Genomic DNA, 22,881 nt, shown 5'->3' with positions numbered 1-22,881 from the left:
GGCAGTTTGGTTGAGGCTACAAAACCCTAGGGCCCTCCCACTGGGTCCTCGAGTGGCCACAAGGTTTGTGTCCACCGTCAATTTCCGTGTGGGAGCGAGCTTGCTCGCGATAGGTCTTGTGCCTTATTGGTGCTGCACCTGCACCATCGAGCTCACCTGCACCCGCGCCTGCATCTGTTCCGCCCCGCCACCGCGGCGCATGCCGCGGACCGGGCAGGCGTCGAGGTAGTCCAGGCCGACCGCCAGTTTCAGGTGGCGGTCTGGAAGGGTCAGGCGGTTGGTCACGTCGAAGCTGTACCAGCCGTCATCGAGCCAGGCTTCCGCCCAGGCGTGGCTCGCCAGGTGGCTTTCATCTTCGGTGCACAAGTAGCCAGATACATAACGCGCGGGAATACCCAGGCTGCGGGAGCAGGCCAGGAAGGCGTGGGTATGGTCCTGGCAAACCCCCGTTCCACCGGCAAACGCCTCGGCGGCAGTGCTGTTGACCGCCGTCGTGCCGGGGCTGTAGGGCATCCGCGCGGCCAGGCCATTCATCAGATCGGTCAAGGCCGAACGATCCCGTCGTCCTGCGCATTGCTCGACGGCGAAGGCGCTGAGGGTCTCATCCGCCTCGGTGAGACGGCTGGTGCGCAAGAACGGTAGCGGCGACTGGCTGTCCGGCTCCATCGCTATCGACTGATGGATTTCCACCTCGCCATAAGCCGTCAAGACCAAGGCGCCGTGGGGCTCGTCCATGGTCATGACGTGAAGGATGTTGCCGTAAGGATCAAGCTGGCTGCGCACCAGTCGCGGCAGTTCCAGGTGCCACTCCAGGATGCGCTGGCGCTGGGTGTCCCGAGGCGTCAGGCGCAGGAACTGGATGCTGGTGCAGACTTCATCGGCGTAGCTGTAGGTGGTGTCGTGGCGTATGGACAGTTTCATACGACCTCCAGGTAAGACTCATGGACCGTCTGGCCCAAGTGGCGAATTTGCCCGATCAGGTCCGTCAGCCATTGATGCAGGCCCGAGGCCAGGATCTCGTCGATTCCGGAATAACGCAGTCGCGCATTCAATTCGGCGGCCAGGCGTTGCGCCGGCCGGCCGTTGTTGCCCGGCAAACTGGCGAGGATATGGTCCAGTTCCTCGATACAGGCATGCAGCGAACGCGGGACGTCGGCCCGCAACAGCAACATCTCGGACACCTGTTCGGCATTGGGCGCGTTGCGATAGATCTCGTTGAACGCCTCGAACGAAGACAACGCCCTCAGCAAGGCGCTCCACTGGTAATAACCACGGGCCGAGTTGTCACTGACCTCCTCCGACTCTTCGCCAAACATCTCGTAGCGAGCATCCAGCAGGCGCAGGGTGTTGTCGGCCCGTTCGATAAAGGTCCCCAGGCGAATGAAACAGTAGGCATCGTTGCGCATGATGGTGCCCGACGTCGCGCCCCGCAACAGGTGCGAACGCTCCTTGACCCACTCGCAGAAATGGCTGATGCCATAGCGCCCCAGGCCGTTGCTGGCGATGTTGCGCATTTCCAACCAGGTGGCGTTGATGTTCTCCCACATATCGGCCGTGATGCGCCCGCGTACCGCATGGGCATTGGTCCGCGCGGCGCGCAGGCAGCTGTAGATACTGCCGGGGTTGGTTTCATCCAGGGCAAAGAAATGCAGCATGCGCTCGGTGTTGAGCGCGTCATAACGGGCGTTGTAGTCATCCAGCGTACCGGCCGCCAGCAGCGACATCGCCAACTCGGCATGGCCATCGCTGCGGCCGGCCTGGGGCATCAGCGACAGCGAATAGCTGACTTCGAGCATGCGCGCCAGGTTCTCGGCGCGCTCCAGGTAGCGGGACATCCAATAGAGGTCCGAAGCAGTTCTTGAAAGCATGTCTTAGTCCTCCACTACCCAAGTGTCTTTGGTGCCGCCGCCCTGGGACGAGTTCACCACCAGCGAGCCCTCGCGCAGCGCCACACGGGTCAGCCCGCCGGGCACCAGGCGCGTTTCCTTGCCCGACAGCACGAACGGACGCAAGTCGATGTGGCGCGGCGCAATGCCGCTCTCGACAAAGGTCGGACACGTGGACAGGCTCAGGGTCGGCTGGGCGATGTAGGCTTCGGGACGGGCCTTGAGACGCGCGCGGAAATCCTCGATTTCCGCGGCAGTGGCGGCCGGCCCGACCAGCATGCCGTAGCCACCGGAGCCCTGGGTTTCCTTGACCACCAGGTCCGGCAGGTTGGCCAGCACATGGGACAGGTCCTGGGGCTTGCGGCATTGCCAGGTGGGCACGTTCTTCAGGATCGGCTCTTCGGTGAGGTAGAAACGGATCATTTCGTCGACGTAGGGGTAGATCGACTTGTCATCGGCCACGCCCGTGCCGACCGCATTCGCCAGCACCACGTTGCCGGCGCGGTAAACAGCGATCAGCCCGGGCACGCCCAACATCGAATCGGGGTTGAACGACAGTGGGTCGAGGTAGGCATCGTCGAGGCGACGATAAATCACGTCCACCTGCCGGGGGCCAGCGGTGGTGCGCATGTACACGTGGTCGTCGCGCACGAACAGGTCGGCCCCCTCCACCAGCTCCACGCCCATTTCACGGGCCAGGAACGCGTGCTCGAAATAGGCGCTGTTGAAGCGTCCCGGGGTCAACACCACGGCGGTAGGGTTTTCCAGTGGGCTTGAGGTCTTGAGGGTATCGAGCAGCAGGTTCGGGTAATGATCGATGGGGGCCACGCGCTGGGCTGCGAAGAGTTCGGGGAACAGGCGCATCATCATCTTGCGGTCGTCGAGCATGTAGCTCACGCCGCTGGGGGTGCGCAGGTTGTCTTCCAGCACGTAGTAGCTGCCGTCACCGTCGCGAACCAGATCGACACCGGCGATATGGGCGTAGATGCCCCGATGCAGGTCCAGGCCCTGCATCGCGATCTGGTAACCCTCGTTGGCGAGCACTTGCTCGGCCGGAATGATGCCTTCCTTGAGGATGTGTTGGCCATGGTAGATGTCGGCCAGGAACATGTTCAGGGCCTGGACCCGCTGGATGCAACCACGCTCGACCGTTTGCCATTCACTGGCCTTGATGCTGCGCGGGATGATGTCGAACGGAATCACCCGTTCAGTGCCCTGCTCGTCGCCATAGAGGGTGACAGTGATACCGGCGCGATGGAACAGCAGGTCGGCTTCGCGGCGGCGTTGCTCCAACAGTTCCAGCGGTGTGTCCGCCAGCCAGCGCGAGAAGGCTTGGTAGTGCGGGCGGCAGTCACCCTGGGCGTCATACATTTCATTAAAAAAAGCGTGGGGCATAGCCAACTCCCTGCCGCGTTCTACACGGCATTTCTTATTACGTCGTCATTCCACTCAGTGCGGCCTTGCCTTTTTATGAGCCCTGGTTCTCTTGAATACCTCTTCGGCATGGGTCTCTGATCAGGCCTTTGCGTCCGGATGACGTGCGCCCCCCTATTTATCTACGTATCGAATACCTCTGGCTGGCTCTCTGGTCCTGGAGTCGTAGCAAGGGCTGTGCCTAAGTGCGGTGCATCAAGCCAATGCTGGAAAAACCGTCGCAGAACGACATAAAAGCGAAATTTATTTTCGATTTTGCGACGAAAAGCGATATGAAGGCTTAAACGTTTATTTCAGTTTCGTGCGTCCAAGCCACAAACGGGTCGAATCGGTGCATGCAGACGGGAAGCCAGGGGCAAATGCCCTGAAAAGGGGAAATTTATACCCATTCACTGTAGGCACATTCATATGTGGCGAGGGGATTTATCCCCGTTGGGTTGCGAAGCATCCCCTGCCTCCTGTCTGACACATGACAATAGCTGATAGATCTTGGGGCTGCTTCGCAACCCAGCGGGGATAAATCCCCTCGCCATAAGAGCGCATCGGTCTCGCAGCAACCTCAGCGCACCTGTCGCCTTCCGTCGCCTCCCCTCGAACAAAATCAATAGCAACTCTTGCACCGACAGTATTATGGTATACCATCATACGCAAAGACCTATTCATCCTCCTGGGAGCAACTCATGAGTTTCGAAATTCGCAAGATCGTCAGCTATGTCGAAGAAACCTTCATCGAAGGCGGCAAAGCCACCGACAAACCGGTAACCATGGTCGGGCTGGCGGTCGTCATGAAGAATCCTTGGCTAGGCCGCGGTTTCGTCGAAGACCTGAAGCCGGAGATCCGCGCCAACTGCTCCGATCTCGGTGCACTGATGGTCGAGCGCCTGGTGGGCATCATAGGCGGCGCCGAGAAAATCGAAGCGTATGGCAAGGCCGCGGTGGTGGGGGCCGACGGCGAAATCGAGCACGCCTCCGCCGTGATTCACACCCTGCGCTTCGGCAACCACTACCGCGAAGCGGTCAAGGCCAAGAGCTACCTGAGCTTCACCAACAAGCGCGGCGGCCCTGGCACCTCGATCCAGATCCCGATGATGCACAAGGACGACGAAGGCCTGCGCTCGCACTACATCACCTTGGAAATGCAGATTGAAGACGCCCCGCGCGCCGACGAAATCGTCGTGGTGCTGGGCTGCGCCGATGGCGGCCGCCTGCACCCGCGCATCGGTAACCGTTACATCGACCTGGAAGAACTGGCCGCCGAGAATGCGCAGTGATCCAGCTTGGGCAACCACAATAAAAAACCCATGCAGGAGCGCTCCATGATTCGGCCCACCGCTGAACTCACCCCGGCCGGCACCAGCTACCTGGCCACCGGCCAAGGCCAACCCGTGGTCTTGATCCATGGCGTGGGCCTGAACAAAGAAATGTGGGGTGGCCAAGTCGTTGGCCTGGCCACGCAATACCAAGTGATTGCCTACGACATGCTCGGCCATGGCGCCAGCCCGCGCCCACCCAGCGGTACCGCGTTGCTGGGCTACGCCGACCAGTTGCTGGAGCTGCTCGATCACTTGCAACTGCCCCAGGCGACGGTGATCGGCTTTTCCATGGGTGGTTTGGTGGCCCGGGCGTTTGCCTTGCATTACCCGCAGCGCCTGCAAGGCCTGGTGGTACTCAACAGTGTGTTCAACCGCAGCGCCGAACAGCGTGCCGGCGTCATCGCCCGCACCGCTCAGGCCGCCGAGCATGGGCCGGACGCCAATGCCGAGGCGGCGCTTTCGCGCTGGTTCAGCCGTGAATACCAGGCCGCCAACCCCGCGCAGATCGCCGCGCTGCGCCAGACCCTGGCAGGGAATGACCCCCAGGGTTACCTGACCACCTATGAGCTGTTCGCCACCCAGGACATGTACCGCGCCGATGACTTGGGCAATATCCAGGTTCCGACGCTGATCGCCACCGGTGAACTGGACCCCGGCTCGACGCCTGAAATGGCCCGGCAACTGGCCGAGCGTATTCCCGGCGCCAGTGTTGCGGTGCTCGCTGAACAGCGGCATATGATGCCGGTAGAGTCGCCGCGCCTGGTCAACCAGTTGTTGCTGGAATTCCTCGACACGGCAAGCGCCCGACAAAACCAAATAAAGGGGATCGTTGCATGACACTCGCACGCTTTTCGATGTGCATCGGCGGTGAATGGGTCGATGCCTTGTCCGGCAAGACCTTCGAAAGCCTGAACCCGGCCCTGGCCCAACCTTGGGCCGAGTTGCCTGACGCCGGCGAAGCCGATGTGGACCGCGCCGTCCAGGCAGCACAAAGCGCTTTCGACAGCCCGGCCTGGCGCGGGCTGACCGCCACCGCCCGTGGCAAATTGCTACGTCGCCTCGGTGACCTGATCGCCGAAAACAAAGAACAATTGGCCCAGTTGGAAAGCCGCGACAACGGCAAACTGATTCGCGAAACCCGCGGCCAGGTCGGCTACCTACCGGAGTTCTTCCACTACACCGCAGGCCTTGCCGACAAGCTCGAAGGCGGCACCCTGCCCCTCGATAAGCCGGACATGTTTGCCTATACAGTGCATGAAGCCATGGGTGTGGTGGCGGCGATCATTCCCTGGAACAGCCCACTGTACCTCACCGCAATCAAACTGGCGCCGGCCCTCGCGGCAGGCAATACCATTGTGATCAAACCGTCCGAGCACGCCTCGGCAACCATTCTTGAGCTGGCTCGCCTGGCCCTGGAAGCCGGGATCCCGCCGGGCGTGGTCAACGTCATCACCGGCTACGGCCCGAGCACTGGCGCCGCCCTCACCCGCCATCCGCTGGTACGCAAGATCGCCTTCACCGGCGGCGCGGCCACGGCCCGCCAGGTGGTGCGCAGCAGCGCCGAGAACTTCGCCAAGCTTTCGCTGGAGCTGGGCGGCAAATCACCGAATATCATTTTCGCCGACGCCGACCTGGACAGCGCGATCAACGGGGCAATCGCCGGAATTTATGCGGCATCCGGTCAAAGCTGCGTTTCTGGCTCTCGGTTGCTGGTGCAGGACGAGATCTACGATGAGTTCGTCTCGCGGCTGGTCGAGCGCGCCCAGCGCATCCGCATCGGCAATCCTCAGGAAGACGCCAGCGAAATGGGCCCCATGGCCCCCGCGCAGCAACTGGCCGTAGTCGAGGGCCTGGTGGCCGACGCGATTGCAGAAGGTGCGCGCCTGCGCTTGGGCGGCAAGCGTCCGCCGAACCTGGGCGACGGCTGGTTCTATGAACCGACGCTGTTCGAATGCGACCGCAACTCGATGAAGATCATGCAGGAAGAAGTCTTCGGCCCGGTGGCCTCGGTGATTCGTTTCAAGGACGAAGCCGAGGCCTTGGCGATCGCCAACGACTCGCAGTTCGGCCTCGCCGCCGGCATCTGGACCCGCGACCTGGGCCGCGCCCATCGCCTTGCCCGGGATGTGCGCTCCGGGATCATCTGGGTCAACACTTATCGCGCGGTGTCGGCCATGGCGCCCATCGGTGGTTTCAAGAACAGCGGCTATGGACGCGAGAGCGGCATCGATTCGGTGCTGGCCTATACCGAACTGAAAACGGTGTGGATCAACCTGTCCCAGGCGCCCATGCCTGATCCGTTCGTGATGCGCTAGGAGTCCTGAGAAATGATCGAACCCGGCATCTACAAAGAAGTCATGAGCTCCTTCCCGTCCGGCGTCACGGTGGTCACCACCCTGGACCCTGAGGGCAATATCGTCGGCATCACCGCCAGCGCGTTCAGCGCGCTGTCGATCGACCCAGCGCTGGTACTGTTCTGCCCCAACTATGCGTCTGACACCTACCCGGTGCTGCGCGACAGCAAGCAGTTCGCGATCCACCTGCTGTCCGCCGACCAGACCGCCGAAGCCTACGCCTTTGCCGGTAAAGGCAAGGACAAGGCCAAGGGCATCGATTGGCACCTGAGCGAGCTGGGCAATCCGTTGCTGGGCAAAGCCACGGCGATCATCGAATGCGAGCTGTGGCGCGAATACGATGGCGGCGACCACGCGATCATCGTCGGCGCGGTGAAGAACCTGATCCTGCCCGCGCAGCCGGTGACGCCGATGATCTACCACAAGGGCAAGCTGGGCCCACTGCCCGCGCTGGCTTGATGACCCTACACATCCCCCAGTGGGAGCGAGCTTGCTCGCGATGACGGCAGCACATCCAATATTACTGTGACTGATACACCGCTATCGCGAGCAAGCTCGCTCCCACAGGTTCAGCACTTTTTCCAGGGATCGCCCATGAGCAATGACAAATACGAACAAGGCCTGAAGATCCGCACCCAGGTGCTGGGCCAGGACTACGTGAACCGTTCCATCGAGAACGCCGACGATTTCACCCGGCCGCTGCAGGAAATGGTCACCGAGTATTGCTGGGGTCATGTCTGGGGTCGCGAGGGTTTATCACTCAAGGAGCGCAGCATGATCAACCTGGCGATGATCTCCGCGCTCAATCGCCCACACGAACTCAAGCTGCATGTGCGTGGCGCCTTGCGTAACGGCTTGAGTCGTGAGCAAATACGCGAAATTCTGCTTCAGGTCGGTATCTATTGCGGCGTTCCCGCTGCCGTGGACAGTTTCCGGCTTGCCCGTGAAGCCTTCGCCGAAGCCGATGCCGAGGCCTCCAGTCAACCCTCGGCTGTTTGATCTGAACGTGCACGGATGTTGCCCGTTTGGCATGGACAGCCATATTACAGAGCGGACCCCATGAAACGCCTGCCACTCGACGACAGCTTCAAGGTCAATCGCAACCCCGTTACCCTGCGCGAGATCGTGCTGGATAAATTGCGAAGCGCCATCATGAACTTCCAGCTCCTGCCGGGCGATCGCCTGGTCGAACGGGATCTGTGCGATCGCCTGGGCGTGAGCCGCACGTCGGTGCGTGAAGCCTTGCGCCACCTGGAATCCGAAGGCCTGGTGGAGTTTGCCGATGCCAAGGGCCCACGGGTCGCCATCATCACGTTGGCCGATGCCGTGGACATCTATGAGCTGCGTTGCGTGCTCGAAGGCCTGATCGTCCAACTGTTCACCTTGCGTGCCAAGGCCAAGGACATCAAGGCCCTGGAGAAAGCCCTCGAGGAAAACCGCAAGGCCCTCAAGGAAGGCGAGCTGCAACAGGTCATCGATTCGGTGCAAGGCTTCTACGACGTGTTGCTCGAAGGCTCCGGCAACCACGTGGCCGCCACCCAGTTGCGCCAGTTGCAGGCGCGCATCAGCTATCTGCGGGCGACCTCGGTGTCCCAGGAAAACCGTCGCGGCAGCAGCAACCAGGAAATGGAACGGATGGTCGAGGCGATCAAGAGCGGCGACCCCCTGGCCGCCCACCAGGCCTGCGTCGACCATGTGCGCGCTGCCGCCAAGGTTGCCCTGGAATACCTCAAGCGCAAACAGGAAGAGACCGGTGAAATCCCCGAGATCATCCCGCCCATCGCCCTCAAAGAACCTCGCATAGGCCGCTAGCCATGTTCAGCCCGAGCTTTTGTCCAAAGTGCGGCGGCAGTGACCTCGATCAGCGCCTGCCAGCGGGCGATACCCATGAGCGACTGATGTGTGGTGGTTGCGGCTACATCCACTACGTCAACCCGAAGATCATTGCCGGCTGCATCATCGAGCAGGACGGCAAGTACCTGCTGTGCCAGCGCGCCATCCCGCCGCGCCCGGGCACCTGGACGCTGCCGGCCGGCTTCATGGAAGGCAACGAGACCACCGAACAGGCCGCGCTGCGGGAAGTCTGGGAAGAAACCGGTGTGCGCGCCGAAATCGTCTCGCCCTACTCCATCTTCAGCGTGCCGAAGATCAGCGAGGTGTACATCATCTTCCGCGCCATCGCGCTGGAGATCACCGGCCAGTTCGGCCCGGAAACCCTCGCCTGCCAGTTCTTCGCCCCTGAAGACATTCCCTGGGACAGCATCTACTACCCGGCCATCCGGCAGATCCTCGAACGTTATATCGAGGAACGCCAGGCCGGGGTCTATGGCATCTACATGGGCAACGACGACAGCGGCAAGATTCATTTCATCCGCTGACGATCTGTAGGAGCTGCCGAAGGCTGCGATCTTTTGATCTTGATCTTTCGCTTGAGACTCAACTGTCAGGGACAAGATCGCAGCCTCGTTGCACTCGACAGCTCCTACACAGCTCCTACAGTGGAATAACACCCTCGACGATGATCACCTCGGCCCGGGCCACGCCTTCACGGTGCGTCTTGGCCTCCTGATACTGCGCCGAGTGGTAGCAGGCCAGCGCCTGTTCGTAGGAATCGAACTCGATCACCACACTGCGCTGCGGCGTGGCCCTGCCCTCCATCGCTTCGCTGCGCCCGCCCCGGGCCAGCATCCGACCGCCATACAAGGCGAACGCCGCTGGCGCCCGTTGGGTGTATTGGCTGTATTGATCGGGGTCGGTGACATCCACATGAGCAATCCAGTACGCCTTCATAGTGACCTCTCGGTTTGTGTTGTATTATGGTATACCACAACGTCATTCCAGCAAGCCCTTCAAAACAAAGAGAGCCCGACATGGCCTTTAACAGCATTCAGGAAATCATCGAAGACTACCGCCTGGGCAAGATGGTGTTGCTGGTGGATGACGAAGATCGGGAAAACGAAGGTGACCTGCTCCTGGCCGCCGACTGTTGCAATGCCCAGGCCATCAGCTTCATGGCGCGCGAAGCCCGGGGGCTGATCTGCCTGACGTTGACCGACGAGCACTGCCAGCGCCTGGGACTTGAGCAAATGGTACCGAGCAACGGCAGTGTGTTCAGCACCGCGTTCACGGTGTCCATCGAGGCTGCCACCGGCGTGACCACCGGTATTTCCGCCGCCGACCGGGCGCGCACCGTCGCCGCCGCCGTGGCCGTCGATGCGGGGCCCAACGACATTGTGCAACCGGGGCATATCTTCCCGCTGCGGGCCAAGGAAGGCGGCGTGCTCACCCGGGCCGGGCACACCGAAGCCGGTTGCGACCTGGCGCGCCTGGCGGGTTTCACACCTGCATCGGTAATCGTCGAAGTGATGCACGATGACGGCACCATGGCCCGCCGCCCGGACCTGGAGATTTTCGCTCGCAAGCACGGCATCAAGATCGGCACCATCGCCGACCTGATCCACTACCGCCTGAGCACCGAGCACACCGTGGCGCGCATCGGCGAGCGGGAACTGCCAACGGTGCATGGCACCTTCCGCTTGTTCACCTTCGAAGACCGCATCGAAGGCGGCGTGCACATGGCGATGGTGATGGGCGACATTCGTCGGGAAGAACCGACCCTGGTGCGGGTGCACGTGATCGATCCACTGCGGGACCTGGTGGGAGCCGAATACAACGGCCCGTCCAATTGGACGTTGTGGGCGGCCCTGCAGCGGGTGGCGGAGGAAGGTTGCGGCGTGGTGGTCGTGCTGGCCAACCACGAGTCGTCCCAGGCGCTGCTCGAGCGTGTACCGCAACTGCCCCAGCCGCCACGACAGTTCAGTCGGTCGCAATCGCGCATCTATTCTGAAGTAGGTACCGGCGCGCAAATTCTCCAGGACCTGGGCGTCGGGAAATTGCGGCACCTGGGACCACCGCTCAAGTATGCGGGGTTGACTGGCTATGACTTGGAAGTGGTGGAAAGTATTCCTTTCACTGGATAAACCCGAGGCCACGCACAATCCCCTGTGGGAGCGAGCTTGCTCGCGATAGCAATTAACCAGCCGACATGAATGGAGACTGATACACCGCTATCGCGATCAAGCTCGCTCCCACAAGGATTCGACTCAGGAATGGAAGGGAAAATATCCCCCGGACAGATAGCCGGTACGGCAAAACCCTTGCAGAATGTTTGGAATACCATAATATGATATTCCATAGACCGCGCGCTTCAGCCAACCGTTGGCACGGTCCCCCGCAAGGCCAGTTGGACCAATGCTCCCGATAAGTGGGCGAACAAAAGCCCGCTCAATAAACACAACAATGAGGGCGTGAAAATGGTGTTGAAGAAACGTGCAGCCGCAATTCTTTTTGCCGGCGTGCTGAGTATCACCAGCCAGGCGACGATGGCCGCTGAAAGCGTCAACTTCGTCAGTTGGGGCGGCAGCACCCAGGACGCGCAGAAGCAGGCCTGGGCCGACCCATTCAGCAAGGCCAGCGGCATCACCGTGGTCCAGGATGGCCCCACCGACTACGGCAAGCTCAAGGCCATGGTCGAAAGCGGCAACGTGCAGTGGGACGTGGTCGACGTCGAGGCGGACTTCGCCTTGCGCGCCGCAGCCGAAGGCCTGCTCGAACCCCTCGATTTCTCGGTCATCCAACGCGACAAGATCGACCCGCGTTTCGTCTCCGACCACGGTGTCGGCTCGTTCTACTTCTCGTTCGTGCTCGGCTACAACGAAGGCAAGCTCGGCGCGGGCAAGCCAACGGATTGGTCGGCGCTGTTCGACACCAAGACCTACCCCGGCAAACGCGCTCTCTACAAATGGCCAAGCCCCGGCGTGCTTGAGTTGGACCTGCTGGCCGATGGCGTATCCCAGGACAAGCTCTACCCGCTGGACCTGGACCGCGCCTTCAAGAAACTCGACACCATCAAGAAAGACATCGTCTGGTGGGGCGGCGGCGCCCAGTCCCAGCAACTGCTCGCGTCCGGCGAAGCCAGCATCGGCCAATTCTGGAACGGCCGTATCTATGCCCTGCAACAAGACGGCGCCCCAGTCGGCGTGAGCTGGAAGCAGAACCTGGTCATGGCCGACATCCTGGTCATTCCAAAGGGCTCGAAAAACAAGGCCGCCGCCATGAAGTTCCTGGCCAACGCCAGCAGCGCCAAGGGCCAGGCCGATTTCTCCAACCTGACCGCCTACGCGCCGGTTAACGTCGACAGCGTCGCACGCCTGGATTCGGTGCTCGCTCCCAACTTGCCGACTGCCTACGCCAAGGATCAGATCACGCTTGATTTCGCGTACTGGGCCAAGAACGGTCAGGACATCGCGACACGGTGGAACGAATGGCTGGTCAAATGAAAATGTCGGCAACGGCAACCCAGCACACCGGGGGCGCCGCTGGCGCTGCCGGTGTGGCAACCGTCCCGGCCATTGCACCGCAAGCGCCGTCGCGGCTGCAGCGCTGGCGCGGGGCCGGTAACCTGCTCCCCGCCCTGCTGTTCCTCGGCCTGTTCTTCCTGGCGCCGCTGATCGGCCTGCTGCTGCGTGGCGTGTTGGAGCCGGTGCCCGGGTTGGGCAACTACGAGCAATTGTTCGCCAACTCGGCCTACGCCCGGGTGCTGTTCAACACCTTTTCGGTGGCCGGGCTGGTGACGTTGTTCAGCCTGCTGCTGGGTTTCCCCCTGGCCTGGGCCATCACCCTGGTGCCCCGTGGCTGGGGCCGCTGGATGTTGAATATCGTGTTGCTGTCGATGTGGACCAGCCTGCTGGCCCGCACCTATTCCTGGCTGGTGCTGTTGCAGGCCTCCGGGGTAGTGAACAAGGCATTGATGGCCTTGGGCATCATCGACCAACCATTGGAGATGGTGCACAACCTCACCGGCGTGGTGATCGGCATGAGCTACATCATGATCCCGTTCATCGTCCTGCCGTTGCAGGCGACCATGCAGGCCATCGACCCGATGATCCTGCAGGCCGGCTCGATTTGCGGCGCCAGCCCCTGGACCAACTTCTTCCGGGTGTTCCTGCCGCTGTGCCGGCCGGGGCTGTTCTCCGGCGGGCTGATGGTGTTCGTGATGTCCCTCGGTTACTACGTCACCCCGGCCCTGTTGGGCGGCGCGCAGAACATGATGCTGCCGGAATTCATCATCCAGCAGGTGCAGTCGTTCCTCAATTGGGGCCTGGCCAGTGCCGGCGCGGCCTTGCTGGTGGCGATCACCCTGGTGTTGTTCTACTTCTACCTGAAGCTCCAGCCGGAATCCCCGGTGGGCGCCAGCAACGCGAGGTAAGCCGTCATGCTCCTGACTCCCAATGCCATGAGCCGGCGCATGCGGTTCGGCCTGTATTTCACCACCGGGCTGATCGCGCTGTTCCTGCTGTTGCCCATCGTGTTCATCGTGCTGCTGTCGTTCGGTTCGTCCCAATGGCTGGTCTTCCCGCCACCGGGGTGGACGCTCAAATGGTACGGCCAGTTCTTTTCCAACCCCGACTGGATGAGCGCGGCGCTGACCAGCCTCAAGGTTGCGCTGCTGACCACCGTCTGCGCCGTGGCGCTGGGCTTGCCGACGGCGTTTGCCCTGGTGCGCGGACGCTTCCCGGGCCGGGAAATGCTCTACGGCCTGTTCACCCTGCCGATGATCGTGCCACTGGTGATCATCGCCGTGGCGGTGTACGCACTGTTCCTCAAGCTCGGCTACACCGGGACCATGTTTGCGTTCGTGGTCAGCCACGTCATCGTCGCGCTGCCGTTCACCATCATCTCGATCATCAACTCGCTCAAGCTGTTCGACCAATCCATCGAGGATGCCGCCGTGATCTGCGGTGCCTCACGCCTGCAAGCGGTGGTCAAGGTGACCTTCCCGGCGATTCGCCCGGGCATGGTCGCCGGCGCCCTGTTCGCGTTCCTGGTGTCGTGGGACGAGGTGGTGCTGAGCGTGATGATGGCCAGTCCGACCTTGCAAACCTTGCCCGTCAAGATGTGGACCACCCTGCGCCAGGACCTGACGCCTGTGATCGCCGTCGCTTCGACGCTGCTGATCGGCCTCTCGGTGTTGGTGATGGTGATCGCCGCCGCCCTGCGCCGGCGCAACGAAATCAGCGCTTGAGCGCCTAGGAGAACACGATGAGTGCCGTCAAAGACCCCGCACAACAGAACAACAAGACCCTGGTCAGCCTGCGCAACCTGAACAAGCACTACGGCGACTTTGCCGCCGTGGACGATATTTCCCTGGAGATCCAGGACGGCGAGTTCCTGACCTTCCTCGGCTCCAGCGGCTCGGGCAAGAGCACCACGCTGTCGATGCTGGCCGGGTTCGAAACCCCCAGCAGCGGCGAGATCCTGGTGAGCGGCAAATCCCTGGTCAACGTACCACCGCACAAACGCGACATTGGCATGGTGTTCCAGCGCTACTCGTTGTTCCCTCATCTTTCGGTGCGCGACAACATTGCCTTTCCCCTGGCGATTCGCAAACTGGCCAGCGCCGAGCGCGAACGCCGGGTCGACGCCATGCTCAAGCTGGTGCAGCTGGGAGAGTTCGCCCATCGTCGCCCTTCGCAACTGTCCGGCGGCCAGCAACAACGCGTGGCGATTGCCCGGGCACTGGTCTATGAACCGCGCATCCTGCTGATGGATGAGCCTCTCGGGGCCTTGGATAAAAAGCTTCGTGAAGACTTGCAGGACGAACTGCGCCAGTTGCACCGTCGGCTGGGCATCACCATCGTCTACGTCACCCATGACCAGGAAGAAGCCATGCGCCTGTCCCAGCGCATCGCCATTTTCAGCCACGGCAAAATCGTCGGCCTGGGCAGCGGCTATGACCTCTATCAGAACCCGCCGAACGCCTTTGTCGCGTCATTCCTGGGCAATTCCAACTTCCTCAAGCTCAAGGCCCAGGGCAATGCCGTGGCGAGTTTCGAAGGCCAGTCGCTGTCGATCCGCCTGACCGCCGGCCTGCAAACGGACCAGGACGTGCTGCTGATGGTGCGCCCGGAAAAAGCCCTCGCCCTGAGCGTCGAGCAAGCGACCCAGGAACCCTTGGCGGCCGGCTGGAATGAGGTCTCGGCCAAGGTCGTCGAAGTGCTGTTCCTCGGCGAAAGCCAGACCTGCAGCGTCGTGACCTCCGGCGGCACGGCCATGACCGTCAAGGCGCTGTCCGCCGCCGGCATGCCACTCAAGGCTGGCGACCCGGTGCGTGTGCGCTGGGCCACCGCCGATGCGTGCGTCTACACCCAATGGGCCGAGAGCGACCTGAACAAAGCCGCGGGTGCCCATTGATGAACATCGCGCGCCCACAACCGCCACAGCCCGAGGATCGTCCGATGATCGATGCCAACGTGTACAAACAAGTCATGGGCTCGTTCCCGTCCGGGGTGACGGTGATCACCACCCTCGATGACGACGGCCAGATCGTCGGCCTCACCGCCAGTGCCTTCAGCTCATTGTCGATGGAGCCGGCGCTGGTGTTGTTCTGCCCCAACTACAGCTCCGATTCCTACCCGGTGCTGATCAAGAACAAGCGCTTCGCCATCCATGTCCTCTCCGGCGGCCAACAGAACGAAGCCTATGCCTTCGCCCGCAAAGGCAAGGACAAGGCCCAAGGCATCGAATGGACCGTGAGTGAACTGGGTAACCCGCTGCTGAGCAACGCCACCGCCATCATCGAGTGTGAACTGTGGCGCGAATACGAAGGCGGCGACCACGCCATCATGATCGGCGCCGTGAAGAACCTGATCGTGCCGCAGCACACACCGGGACCGCTGGTTTATTGCCACGGCAAGATGGGCGCCCTGCCCGTCCTCGCCTGAACCGATCGTCAACAAATAAGAGAAAGCGCCATGAAATTTTCCCTGTTCGTACACATGGAGCGCTGGGACGAAAGCGTCAGCCATCGCCAGCTGTTCGAAGACCTGAGCGAGTTGACCCTGTTGGCCGAGGCCGGCGGTTTCAGCACCGTCTGGATCGGCGAACATCACGCCATGGAATACACCATCTCGCCAAGCCCGATGCCGCTGCTGGCGTATCTGGCCGGCAAGACCACCACCATTCACCTGGGCGCTGGCACCATCATCGCGCCGTTCTGGCACCCGCTGCGGGTGGCCGGCGAATGCGCGCTGCTGGATGTCATCAGCAATGGCCGCATGGAAGTCGGCCTGGCCCGGGGCGCCTACCAGGTGGAGTTCGACCGCATGGCCGGCGGCATGCCGGCTTCCTCCGGCGGCCAGGCCCTGCGGGAAATGGTCCCGGTGGTGCGCGCCCTGTGGCAAGGCGACTACGCCCATGATGGCGAGATCTGGAAATTCCCCACCTCCACCTGCGTGCCCAAGCCAATCCGCAAGCCCCACCCACCGATGTGGATCGCCGCCCGCGACCCGGACTCCCACAATTTCGCCGTTGCCAACGGCTGCAATGTGATGGTCACGCCGTTGATGAAGGGCGATGAGGAAGTCCTGGACCTGAAGAACAAATTCCAGGCCGCCCTGGACAACAACCCCGACGTGCCACGCCCACAATTGATGGTGCTGCGCCATACCCACGTACACGCAGTGGACGATCCCGAAGGCTGGAAAATCGGTGCCCAGGCGATTTCGAAGTTCTACCGCACCTTTGATGCCTGGTTCGGCAACAAGCAGGTACCGGTCAACGGCTTCCTCGCGCCGAGCCCGGAAGAAAAATTCGCCGAGCGTCCGGAATTCCAGCTGGAGAACATCAGCAAGATCACCATGATCGGCACGCCGCAGCAAATCATCGGGCGGATCAAGTATTACCAGGAACTGGGAGTGGATGAGTTCAGCTTCTGGTGCGACAACAGCCTGCCGCATGCCGAGAAGAAAAAATCCCTGGAACTGTTCATCCAGCAGGTGGTGCCGGCGTTTCGGTGATCAGTTGCATCGCTATCGCGAGCAGGCTCGCTCCCACAGGGGTCGCGGTGTATTGCAACATTTGTGTACGCCACGATCCCTGTGGGAGCCGGGCTGACCGCGAAGGCGGTGGCCCATTCAGCATCTCTGTGACAGTTACACCGCTTTCGCGAGCAAGCTCGCTCCCACAGAGGGCCTGCGGGGGTATGCATTATTTGTGTACGCCGCCGATCCCTGTGGGAGCGAGCTTGCTTGCGATGGCCATCCCACTGACACATATGTGTCAAATGTGACAATTGACCCCACTGCCCCGCCATCCCCCCGCAAACCACTATAAACGGCTCGCAAAGACACCTAACGTACTGTGCACATGGATCAATTCTGATTAAGGATGATGCGCGTTGGGGGCTTATCGGTTGCTGTTGGCCATGTTGGTGGCCGTTTCGCACATGGGCGTGACTTTTCTTGGATTGAACCCCGGCGTCGTTGCCGTGGTGTCCTTCCTGATCATCAGCGGCTTCGTGATGACCTCGCTGATCGAGAAGACCTACAACACCCCGGGCCAGATCGGCCTGTTCTATATCGATCGACTGTTGCGGCTGTACCCGCAGTTCCTGGTGTACTTCGTCCTGTCCTGCGTCGTGATCCAGTTTCTCCTGCCAGGCACACCCCAGGCCGCTGCCCTGACCCTCGAAAACATAGCCACCAGCCTGCCGATCCTGCCGCTGGGCTTCTACATGTTCGGCATCACCGTACCCGAGATCCTGCCACCGGCCTGGTCCCTGGGACTGGAAATGGGTTTTTACCTGCTGATCCCGTTCCTGATTCTCTACAAGACGCGGGGTATTGCCTTTGTGCTGTCCGTGACGGTGTTCATGGTCGCCTCGCTGGGCTACCTCGACACCGACATCTACGGCTACCGCCTGCTGCCAGGTGTGCTGTTCATTTTCCTCTGTGGCAGCTACCTGTATCGGGCCCAGGCCAAGGGGCTGTGGATCGTGTCCGTCACGCTGCTGGTTGCCGCGTTGATGTTCCTGGCCATCGTCGCGGGGATCATTCCCCGTCGGCCTTTCAATGCCGAGGTGACCCTGGGCATCGCCCTGGGCCTGCCGGCGGTGTTCTTGCTTAGCAGGCTGAAGCGTCACCGGCTGGATGAGTTCCTGGGCAATATCAGCTACGGCGTGTTCCTCAATCACTTCGTGGTGATGTATGTGTTGCGGGCGTTCTGGCCGGTGGCGTACAGCGGCCTGATCGTCACCGTAGTATTGGTATTGTCGTTCGCCTTGAGTGGGATTTCATACTACTGGGTCGAGCGACCGGCGCTGAAGCTTCGTCATGCGCTCAGGACGGGCGTTAAATACGGTGTCGCCCAGACTCCCGTTGGCAGCACGGTGGTTTAGTCGCTGACAGCCGCACAAAAAATGCCCGGGACGCAGGTCCCGGGCATTTTGTGTTTCAGCACGGCGGAATCAGAACGTCACGCTGGCGCTCAGCCTGGCAGTGCGCGGCTCGCCGACGTTGACCTGCACCTGGCTGCCGGTGGAAGACGGGTAGTATTGCTTGTCGAACAGGTTGTCGACGTTCAGTTGCAACGACGTCTTGTGCCCGAACACTGGTGACTCCCAGCGTAGGAAGGCGTCGGCGACGGTGTAGCTGCTGAGCCAGAAATCGTTGGCTTTATTGGCCGCACGTTCGCCGACGTAGCGGGCACCGGCGCCGGCGTGCCAGGCACCGAATTCGGCAGGCACGTTCAGGTGGTGGCTCAGGTACAGGCTGGCGGTGTGTTTTGGCGCATCGGGAAGGCGACGACCCTCGTCCTTGGGATCATCCAGTATTTCGGTGTGGGTGTAGGCATAGGTGCCGATCAAATCCCAACGGTCGGCCAGGCGACCGGTGATGTCCAGCTCCAGACCTTGGGAACCGACCTTGCCGGCGGCTTCCGAGACTTCGTCAACGGTGGTGACTACGTTCTTCTTGACGATGTCGAACAAAGCGACGTTGATATTCAATCCCGGCAGCGGATCGTACTTGGCGCCGATTTCGTAGCTGCGACCCTCCTCTGGTTGGAAGGTACGACTATTCTTGTCGACAACATCATTAGGCTTGAACGACCGGCTATAGTTGCCATACAGCGACAGGGTCTCGGTGGCTTTGTAGGCCAGGCCCAGGAACGGAACGAAGGCGTCGCCATTGTCGTCGCGAACCGGCGCACCCTGGACGATCCCTTGAGTGGTGAATTGATCGTAATGCTGGTAACGCCCACCGAAGACCAGGATCCAGCGATCACCCAGGTGCCAGTTGTCCTTGAGATATATGGAGCTGGAGGTCAGCTGGTTACTCAGGTTGCTCTGTTTTGCGTTCAGCTTGCTAGGTTCTGCCAACCCACCATAAACCGGCGCTGTAATGTCAAACCCTCCTTGCGCATCCCCCCGATAGGTCTTGCCACGAAACTGATCCGATACTTGATTATCGACGCCAACCAGTAAGTCGTGACGCTGACCAAACAACTCCTGTTTACCGATGAAATCCCAACTGGCATAACGAGTTTCATCATCATAATGAGCGCCGTTGGCGGCTCGCTGGAAAACACCGGTTTTTGACAGGCTCGGCTGCGCAATCGAAAGACTATACCGGTCATTGATCCACCCATAGGTCACCCGGGTTTTCCACGCCTCACTCAACTCATATTCAAACCGCGCCGTCGCCGTTTCGCGAATACCGACACTCTTGGCCCAAGGCTCGTCCAGGCGTTTGTCATAGTCGATGTCCACCGGGTGCCCGTTCTTGAACACCGTCCCCCGATCAAACGGATTGGAATATTCGTTGTACTCATAACTCAGGTTCAACGAAGCCCGCTCACCCGTCCAAGCCAGTGACGGCGCCACCAGGGTGCTCTCGTTGACGCCGTAGTTGCGCCAGTAATCCTCATGGCCGCGTTCGGCGATCAGGCGATAAGCCAACCCGGTGTCACCCAACGGCCCAGTGGTATCCAGGGCCATGGTGCCGCCGCCTTCGCTGTAGGCCGAACCGCTCAGCGTGGTGCTTTGGGTGTATTCCGGCTTCTTGCTGATGACGTTGATCAACCCGCCGGGCTCCAGTGCGCCGTACAACATCGAGGCCGGACCCTTGAGCCCTTCGACGCGGTCGGTGGTGGCGCTGAAGTTATGGCCCAGGTTCGAACGCACGCCGGCGCGCAGGATCGAGCCGTCGTCGTTGGTGCCGAAACCACGCTTGACCAGCGAGTCCCGCGAGCCGCCCAAGGTGTTGCCCTGGCTGACGCCACTGACGAACTTCATCGCATCAGCCAGAGAGCGCACTTGATAGTCCGCCAGGGTCTGCTGGGTTACCACGTTGATCGATTGCGCCTCTTCCTTGATCGGTACATCGCTCTTGCTCGCCGTGCTGGCTTGCGACGTCGTATATCCCTCGTCCTGAGTGACACGACTGCCCTGGATGGCCGTGGCCGGCAGTTCGACAGCGTCCTGCGCCCATAGCGGGCTGGCAATGAAGCAGCAGGACAAGGTTGGCAACACACACTGGATGAGGACGTTGCGATTTGCGAGGGGGGTGGAACGATTCAAGACGCGCACTCATGGAAGGGACGTTAATGAGAGCAAATATACTTTGAGAATCATTCCCAGTAAATCTTTTGTATCAAATGATGATCGTTCCAAAACCTTTGTGGGAGCGAGCTTGCTCGCGATAGCGGTAAGTCTGTTGCATTGATGTTGGATGTGCCGGCGCCATCGCGAGCGAGCTTGCTCCCACAGGATTTCGCGCCAGAGTGATATCAAATTGCCCTGCCGCCCTAAAGCTTTGGCGCTCGCGGTCGAATGTATTCCATTAAGAGATTTTTTCGCCCAGGAGCAGCGGCATGCAGACGTTAAAGGCCTTGTACGAGTCTATCGAGATGCAGTTTTTCGATACCCTCACCAAAAAGCTGTCGAGCCTTTTCCTGTTGGTGCTGGTCAGTGGCTTGCTTTATTGGGTCGCCCTCAGCGCCCGCGCCGAGATCATGCTGTTGTTGCGTAACGCGCAGTTGGACGGCACGCTGCTGGGGCAGATCGAGGGCCGGCTCGACAGCCTCACCCATGCCTTGCTCTTCGGCGCTGTCCTGACCCTGGGCATGATCAGCTTCATGGTCTGGTATTTCCGCCACCTCATCGTGCGCCCCGTCACCACCATGACCAAGGCCCTGGAAGAGATCGCCAACGGCGAAGGCGACCTGTCCAAGGACTTGCCGCTGGTGACCCACGACGAGATCCGCACACTCGCCGCCACCTGCAACCGCTTCCTGGCCAAGCAGCGGGAGATCATCAGCAATGTCCAGGCGCTGACCGTGCACATTGCTGTCGAGTCGGCCCGTTCGCTGAAGAACATCAGCGACTCCAGCGACAGTGCCACCCACCAGGCGCGCTTCGCCAAGGAAGTGATGGACCAGAGCAACACCGCCGTGGGCCGCATCGAAGAGGTCTCGCGCCAGACCCAGGGCATCTCCAGCACCACCGCGCAGAACCTGAGCATGGCCCGCGATTCCTACGCCGAGCTGCTGGAAGTGACTGGCAACATCAGCGAAATCTCCAGCAGCCTTGGTGAGTTCGCCACCCTGGTGAGCGCCTTGACCCAGCGTTCGTCGAGCATCAAGTCGATTGTCGGGTTGATCCAGCAGATCTCTGCCCAGACCAACCTGCTGGCCCTCAATGCCGCCATCGAAGCCGCGCGGGCCGGCGAAAGCGGTCGTGGCTTCGCGGTGGTGGCCGATGAAGTGCGGACCCTGGCACAAAACGTCAGCCGGGCCACCGACGATATCTCGCGCAACATCGACGCCATGCTCGACGAGGTCAGTTCGACCCATGAACAGACCACGCAGATCAGCCACAGCGCCCGGGAAACCCAGAAAGTGGTGGAGCGCGCCTCCGGCCATTTCGAAAGCATGATCGTCGACTTCGAATCCACCAACGGCAAGCTGGCGGACATCGCGACCCACATCCAGCAGTTCGCCGACAGCAACACCGGGATCAACGACCGGGTCACCCAGATTCACGCCGATAGCCAGTTGATCGACCAGCGCATGCAGCACTCGGCCACGGCCACTCGCGACCTGTCCGGCGTGGCCGAGAAGGTCCAGGCGCTGCTGGGTCGTTTCGTCCTTGGGCACGGCAAGCTGGATGCCGCCATCACCCGCGCCAGCGAGTGCCGCGATACGCTGCAAGTACGCCTGGAAGCGCTGCAACGGGAAGGCCTGAACCTGTTCGATCAGAATTACCAGCTGGTGCCCGGCACCGATCCCAAGCAGTACATGACCAGCTACACCGAACGCTTTGCCCAGGTCTGCCAGGAAGAATGCGACAAGCTCACCCGCAGCACGCCGGGTGGCAAGGTGTCGTTCATGGTCGACAGCAAGGGCTATTGCCCGGTGAATAACAGTTGGGTCTCCAAGCCGCCGACCGGCGACCGGGCAGTGGATTTGCCGGTGTGCCGCAACAAGCGCATCTTCAACGACCCGATCGGCCTGCGCGCGGCGGGCAACGTCCAGCGCTTCCTGCTGCAGACCTACCTGCGCGATACCGGGGAAATCATGACCGAGATCGACGTACCGTTCTTCTTCGGCGGCCGTCATTGGGGCAACTTGCGGGTGGGCTTCGATGCGGCGGTGTTGTTGGCGGAGTGATCAACACCGCAATCAAGCCAGACAACCGCCCTGTGGCGAGGGAGCTTGCTCCCGCTCGGCTGCGCAGCAGTCGCAAAACCGGCTGATGCGGCCGGCCTGAAGAACCGCCGGGGCCTGCTCCGCACGCCAGCGGGAGCAAGCTCCCTCGCCACAAGGGATCTGTGATGTAAGCAAATCCTGAGAACACCACAAAACAACTGTGGGAGCGAGCCTGCTCGCGAAGGCGGTGGATCAGTCGACATTATCCTTGACTGACATTCCGCTATCGCGAGCAGGCTCGCTCCCACAAGGGGGTTGGGTTTAGCTCAAGTCAACAGCACTTGGGCCCACCCTTGCCACCGTAACGGGCCTCCTGGCGTTCCCGGAAGAACGCCTCATAGTCCATCA

The 22,881-nt window shown here is 61.3% G+C and carries 22 protein-coding genes; 16 read left to right on the top strand and 6 right to left on the bottom strand.

The features are described 5' to 3' along the window. Positions 1–123: 123 nt before the first annotated feature. From HGO40_RS26675 to HGO40_RS26665, 3 genes are read right to left on the bottom strand one after another with little or no spacing between them, the layout of a single operon-like run. On the bottom strand, positions 124–921 hold the full coding sequence (locus tag HGO40_RS26675; protein ID WP_250965476.1) for a transglutaminase family protein: 798 nt from the start codon (positions 919–921) through the stop codon (positions 124–126). After that, a complete protein-coding gene (locus tag HGO40_RS26670; protein WP_250965475.1) occupies positions 918–1,868 on the bottom strand; it encodes an alpha-E domain-containing protein in 951 nt (316 codons plus the stop codon). Before HGO40_RS26670 ends, HGO40_RS26675 begins: the two co-directional genes overlap by 4 nt. Before the next feature lie 3 nt (positions 1,869–1,871). After that, positions 1,872–3,281 (bottom strand): circularly permuted type 2 ATP-grasp protein, encoded by a 1,410-nt coding sequence (locus HGO40_RS26665; protein ID WP_250965474.1) that lies wholly within the window; start codon positions 3,279–3,281, stop codon positions 1,872–1,874. 719 nt (positions 3,282–4,000) lie between these two features. Here HGO40_RS26665 and HGO40_RS26660 point away from each other — a divergent pair. From HGO40_RS26660 to HGO40_RS26630, 7 genes are all read left to right on the top strand, one after another. Beyond that, entirely contained in the window at positions 4,001–4,591 is a 591-nt protein-coding gene (locus tag HGO40_RS26660) for an amino acid synthesis family protein (protein WP_003182108.1), read from the top strand. Between the two features lie 45 nt (positions 4,592–4,636). Next, a complete protein-coding gene (locus tag HGO40_RS26655; protein ID WP_250965473.1) occupies positions 4,637–5,470 on the top strand; it encodes an alpha/beta fold hydrolase in 834 nt (277 codons plus the stop codon). Next, positions 5,467–6,948: an aldehyde dehydrogenase gene (locus HGO40_RS26650; RefSeq protein WP_250965472.1), complete on the top strand. Its 1,482-nt coding sequence runs from the start codon at positions 5,467–5,469 to the stop codon at positions 6,946–6,948. Before HGO40_RS26655 ends, HGO40_RS26650 begins: the two co-directional genes overlap by 4 nt. Before the next feature lie 12 nt (positions 6,949–6,960). Beyond that, positions 6,961–7,446: a flavin reductase family protein gene (locus HGO40_RS26645; RefSeq protein ID WP_186710455.1), complete on the top strand. Its 486-nt coding sequence runs from the start codon at positions 6,961–6,963 to the stop codon at positions 7,444–7,446. A gap of 135 nt (positions 7,447–7,581) precedes the next feature. Beyond that, a complete protein-coding gene (locus tag HGO40_RS26640; protein WP_003201685.1) occupies positions 7,582–7,986 on the top strand; it encodes a carboxymuconolactone decarboxylase family protein in 405 nt (134 codons plus the stop codon). A gap of 60 nt (positions 7,987–8,046) precedes the next feature. Beyond that, positions 8,047–8,799, top strand: a complete 753-nt coding sequence (locus HGO40_RS26635; RefSeq protein WP_039589596.1) for a GntR family transcriptional regulator — start codon at positions 8,047–8,049, stop codon at positions 8,797–8,799. A gap of 2 nt (positions 8,800–8,801) precedes the next feature. Next, complete coding sequence (locus HGO40_RS26630) at positions 8,802–9,365, top strand: NUDIX hydrolase (protein WP_250965471.1); 564 nt, start codon at positions 8,802–8,804, stop codon at positions 9,363–9,365. A gap of 115 nt (positions 9,366–9,480) precedes the next feature. On the opposite strand, the gene HGO40_RS26625 is transcribed toward HGO40_RS26630, so the two are convergent. Then, positions 9,481–9,777: a DUF1330 domain-containing protein gene (locus HGO40_RS26625; RefSeq protein ID WP_250965470.1), complete on the bottom strand. Its 297-nt coding sequence runs from the start codon at positions 9,775–9,777 to the stop codon at positions 9,481–9,483. An 80-nt stretch (positions 9,778–9,857) separates the two neighbouring features. Here HGO40_RS26625 and ribBA point away from each other — a divergent pair, with 80 nt between their 5' ends. The 8 genes from ribBA (at position 9,858) to HGO40_RS26585 (ending at position 18,223) form a co-directional block, all read left to right on the top strand. Then, positions 9,858–10,967 (top strand): bifunctional 3,4-dihydroxy-2-butanone-4-phosphate synthase/GTP cyclohydrolase II, encoded by a 1,110-nt coding sequence (gene ribBA / locus HGO40_RS26620; RefSeq protein WP_250965469.1) that lies wholly within the window; start codon positions 9,858–9,860, stop codon positions 10,965–10,967. 333 nt (positions 10,968–11,300) lie between these two features. Further along, a complete protein-coding gene (locus HGO40_RS26615) occupies positions 11,301–12,326 on the top strand; it encodes an ABC transporter substrate-binding protein (RefSeq protein WP_250965468.1) in 1,026 nt (341 codons plus the stop codon). Then, a complete protein-coding gene (locus HGO40_RS26610; RefSeq protein ID WP_250965467.1) occupies positions 12,323–13,255 on the top strand; it encodes an ABC transporter permease in 933 nt (310 codons plus the stop codon). Before HGO40_RS26615 ends, HGO40_RS26610 begins: the two co-directional genes overlap by 4 nt. A 6-nt stretch (positions 13,256–13,261) precedes the next feature. Further along, a complete protein-coding gene (locus HGO40_RS26605; RefSeq protein ID WP_250965466.1) occupies positions 13,262–14,071 on the top strand; it encodes an ABC transporter permease in 810 nt (269 codons plus the stop codon). Between the two features lie 17 nt (positions 14,072–14,088). Continuing rightward, a complete protein-coding gene (locus HGO40_RS26600) occupies positions 14,089–15,240 on the top strand; it encodes an ABC transporter ATP-binding protein (protein WP_250965465.1) in 1,152 nt (383 codons plus the stop codon). 44 nt (positions 15,241–15,284) lie between these two features. Continuing rightward, positions 15,285–15,770, top strand: coding sequence for a flavin reductase family protein (locus HGO40_RS26595; protein ID WP_250965478.1), 486 nt, complete (start codon positions 15,285–15,287; stop codon positions 15,768–15,770). A 30-nt stretch (positions 15,771–15,800) separates the two neighbouring features. Further along, the gene (locus tag HGO40_RS26590) at positions 15,801–16,844 is read left to right on the top strand and encodes an LLM class flavin-dependent oxidoreductase (protein WP_250965464.1); all 1,044 of its coding nucleotides are present in this window, start codon (positions 15,801–15,803) and stop codon (positions 16,842–16,844) included. 380 nt (positions 16,845–17,224) lie between these two features. After that, positions 17,225–18,223: an acyltransferase family protein gene (locus HGO40_RS26585; RefSeq protein ID WP_250965463.1), complete on the top strand. Its 999-nt coding sequence runs from the start codon at positions 17,225–17,227 to the stop codon at positions 18,221–18,223. Between the two features lie 69 nt (positions 18,224–18,292). Here HGO40_RS26585 and HGO40_RS26580 read toward each other — a convergent pair whose 3' ends face one another. Continuing rightward, positions 18,293–20,404, bottom strand: a complete 2,112-nt coding sequence (locus HGO40_RS26580; protein WP_250965462.1) for a TonB-dependent siderophore receptor — start codon at positions 20,402–20,404, stop codon at positions 18,293–18,295. A 293-nt stretch (positions 20,405–20,697) separates the two neighbouring features. On the opposite strand from HGO40_RS26580, the gene HGO40_RS26575 reads away from it, so the two are divergent. Next, positions 20,698–22,494, top strand: a complete 1,797-nt coding sequence (locus tag HGO40_RS26575) for a methyl-accepting chemotaxis protein (protein WP_250965461.1) — start codon at positions 20,698–20,700, stop codon at positions 22,492–22,494. Between the two features lie 310 nt (positions 22,495–22,804). Here the strand turns inward: HGO40_RS26575 and HGO40_RS26570 are convergent. Beyond that, a partial coding sequence (locus HGO40_RS26570; RefSeq protein WP_250965477.1) for a CstA-like transporter-associated (seleno)protein occupies positions 22,805–22,881 on the bottom strand: 77 nt, incomplete at its 5' end.

The organism is Pseudomonas sp. CG7, assembly GCF_023701885.1.
Classification (GTDB): Bacteria; Pseudomonadota; Gammaproteobacteria; order Pseudomonadales; family Pseudomonadaceae; genus Aquipseudomonas; species Aquipseudomonas zanjanensis.
This window is presented reverse-complemented; position numbering and strand designations above follow the sequence as displayed.

Bases quoted from the DNA above. Each gene is read 5' to 3' on its own strand.
- HGO40_RS26665 (WP_250965474.1), bottom strand. From the start codon at position 3,281: ATGCCCCACGCTTTTTTTAATGAAATGTATGACGCCCAGGGTGACTGC.
- HGO40_RS26640 (WP_003201685.1), top strand. From the start codon at position 7,582: ATGAGCAATGACAAATACGAACAAGGCCTGAAGATCCGCACCCAGGTG.
- HGO40_RS26650 (WP_250965472.1), top strand. From the start codon at position 5,467: ATGACACTCGCACGCTTTTCGATGTGCATCGGCGGTGAATGGGTCGAT.
- HGO40_RS26615 (WP_250965468.1), top strand. From the start codon at position 11,301: ATGGTGTTGAAGAAACGTGCAGCCGCAATTCTTTTTGCCGGCGTGCTG.
- HGO40_RS26600 (WP_250965465.1), top strand. From the start codon at position 14,089: ATGAGTGCCGTCAAAGACCCCGCACAACAGAACAACAAGACCCTGGTC.
- HGO40_RS26610 (WP_250965467.1), top strand. From the start codon at position 12,323: ATGAAAATGTCGGCAACGGCAACCCAGCACACCGGGGGCGCCGCTGGC.
- HGO40_RS26630 (WP_250965471.1), top strand. From the start codon at position 8,802: ATGTTCAGCCCGAGCTTTTGTCCAAAGTGCGGCGGCAGTGACCTCGAT.
- ribBA (WP_250965469.1), top strand. From the start codon at position 9,858: ATGGCCTTTAACAGCATTCAGGAAATCATCGAAGACTACCGCCTGGGC.
- HGO40_RS26670 (WP_250965475.1), bottom strand. From the start codon at position 1,868: ATGCTTTCAAGAACTGCTTCGGACCTCTATTGGATGTCCCGCTACCTG.
- HGO40_RS26635 (WP_039589596.1), top strand. From the start codon at position 8,047: ATGAAACGCCTGCCACTCGACGACAGCTTCAAGGTCAATCGCAACCCC.
- HGO40_RS26660 (WP_003182108.1), top strand. From the start codon at position 4,001: ATGAGTTTCGAAATTCGCAAGATCGTCAGCTATGTCGAAGAAACCTTC.
- HGO40_RS26595 (WP_250965478.1), top strand. From the start codon at position 15,285: ATGATCGATGCCAACGTGTACAAACAAGTCATGGGCTCGTTCCCGTCC.
- HGO40_RS26645 (WP_186710455.1), top strand. From the start codon at position 6,961: ATGATCGAACCCGGCATCTACAAAGAAGTCATGAGCTCCTTCCCGTCC.
- HGO40_RS26605 (WP_250965466.1), top strand. From the start codon at position 13,262: ATGCTCCTGACTCCCAATGCCATGAGCCGGCGCATGCGGTTCGGCCTG.
- HGO40_RS26625 (WP_250965470.1), bottom strand. From the start codon at position 9,777: ATGAAGGCGTACTGGATTGCTCATGTGGATGTCACCGACCCCGATCAA.
- HGO40_RS26655 (WP_250965473.1), top strand. From the start codon at position 4,637: ATGATTCGGCCCACCGCTGAACTCACCCCGGCCGGCACCAGCTACCTG.
- HGO40_RS26590 (WP_250965464.1), top strand. From the start codon at position 15,801: ATGAAATTTTCCCTGTTCGTACACATGGAGCGCTGGGACGAAAGCGTC.
- HGO40_RS26675 (WP_250965476.1), bottom strand. From the start codon at position 921: ATGAAACTGTCCATACGCCACGACACCACCTACAGCTACGCCGATGAA.
- HGO40_RS26575 (WP_250965461.1), top strand. From the start codon at position 20,698: ATGCAGACGTTAAAGGCCTTGTACGAGTCTATCGAGATGCAGTTTTTC.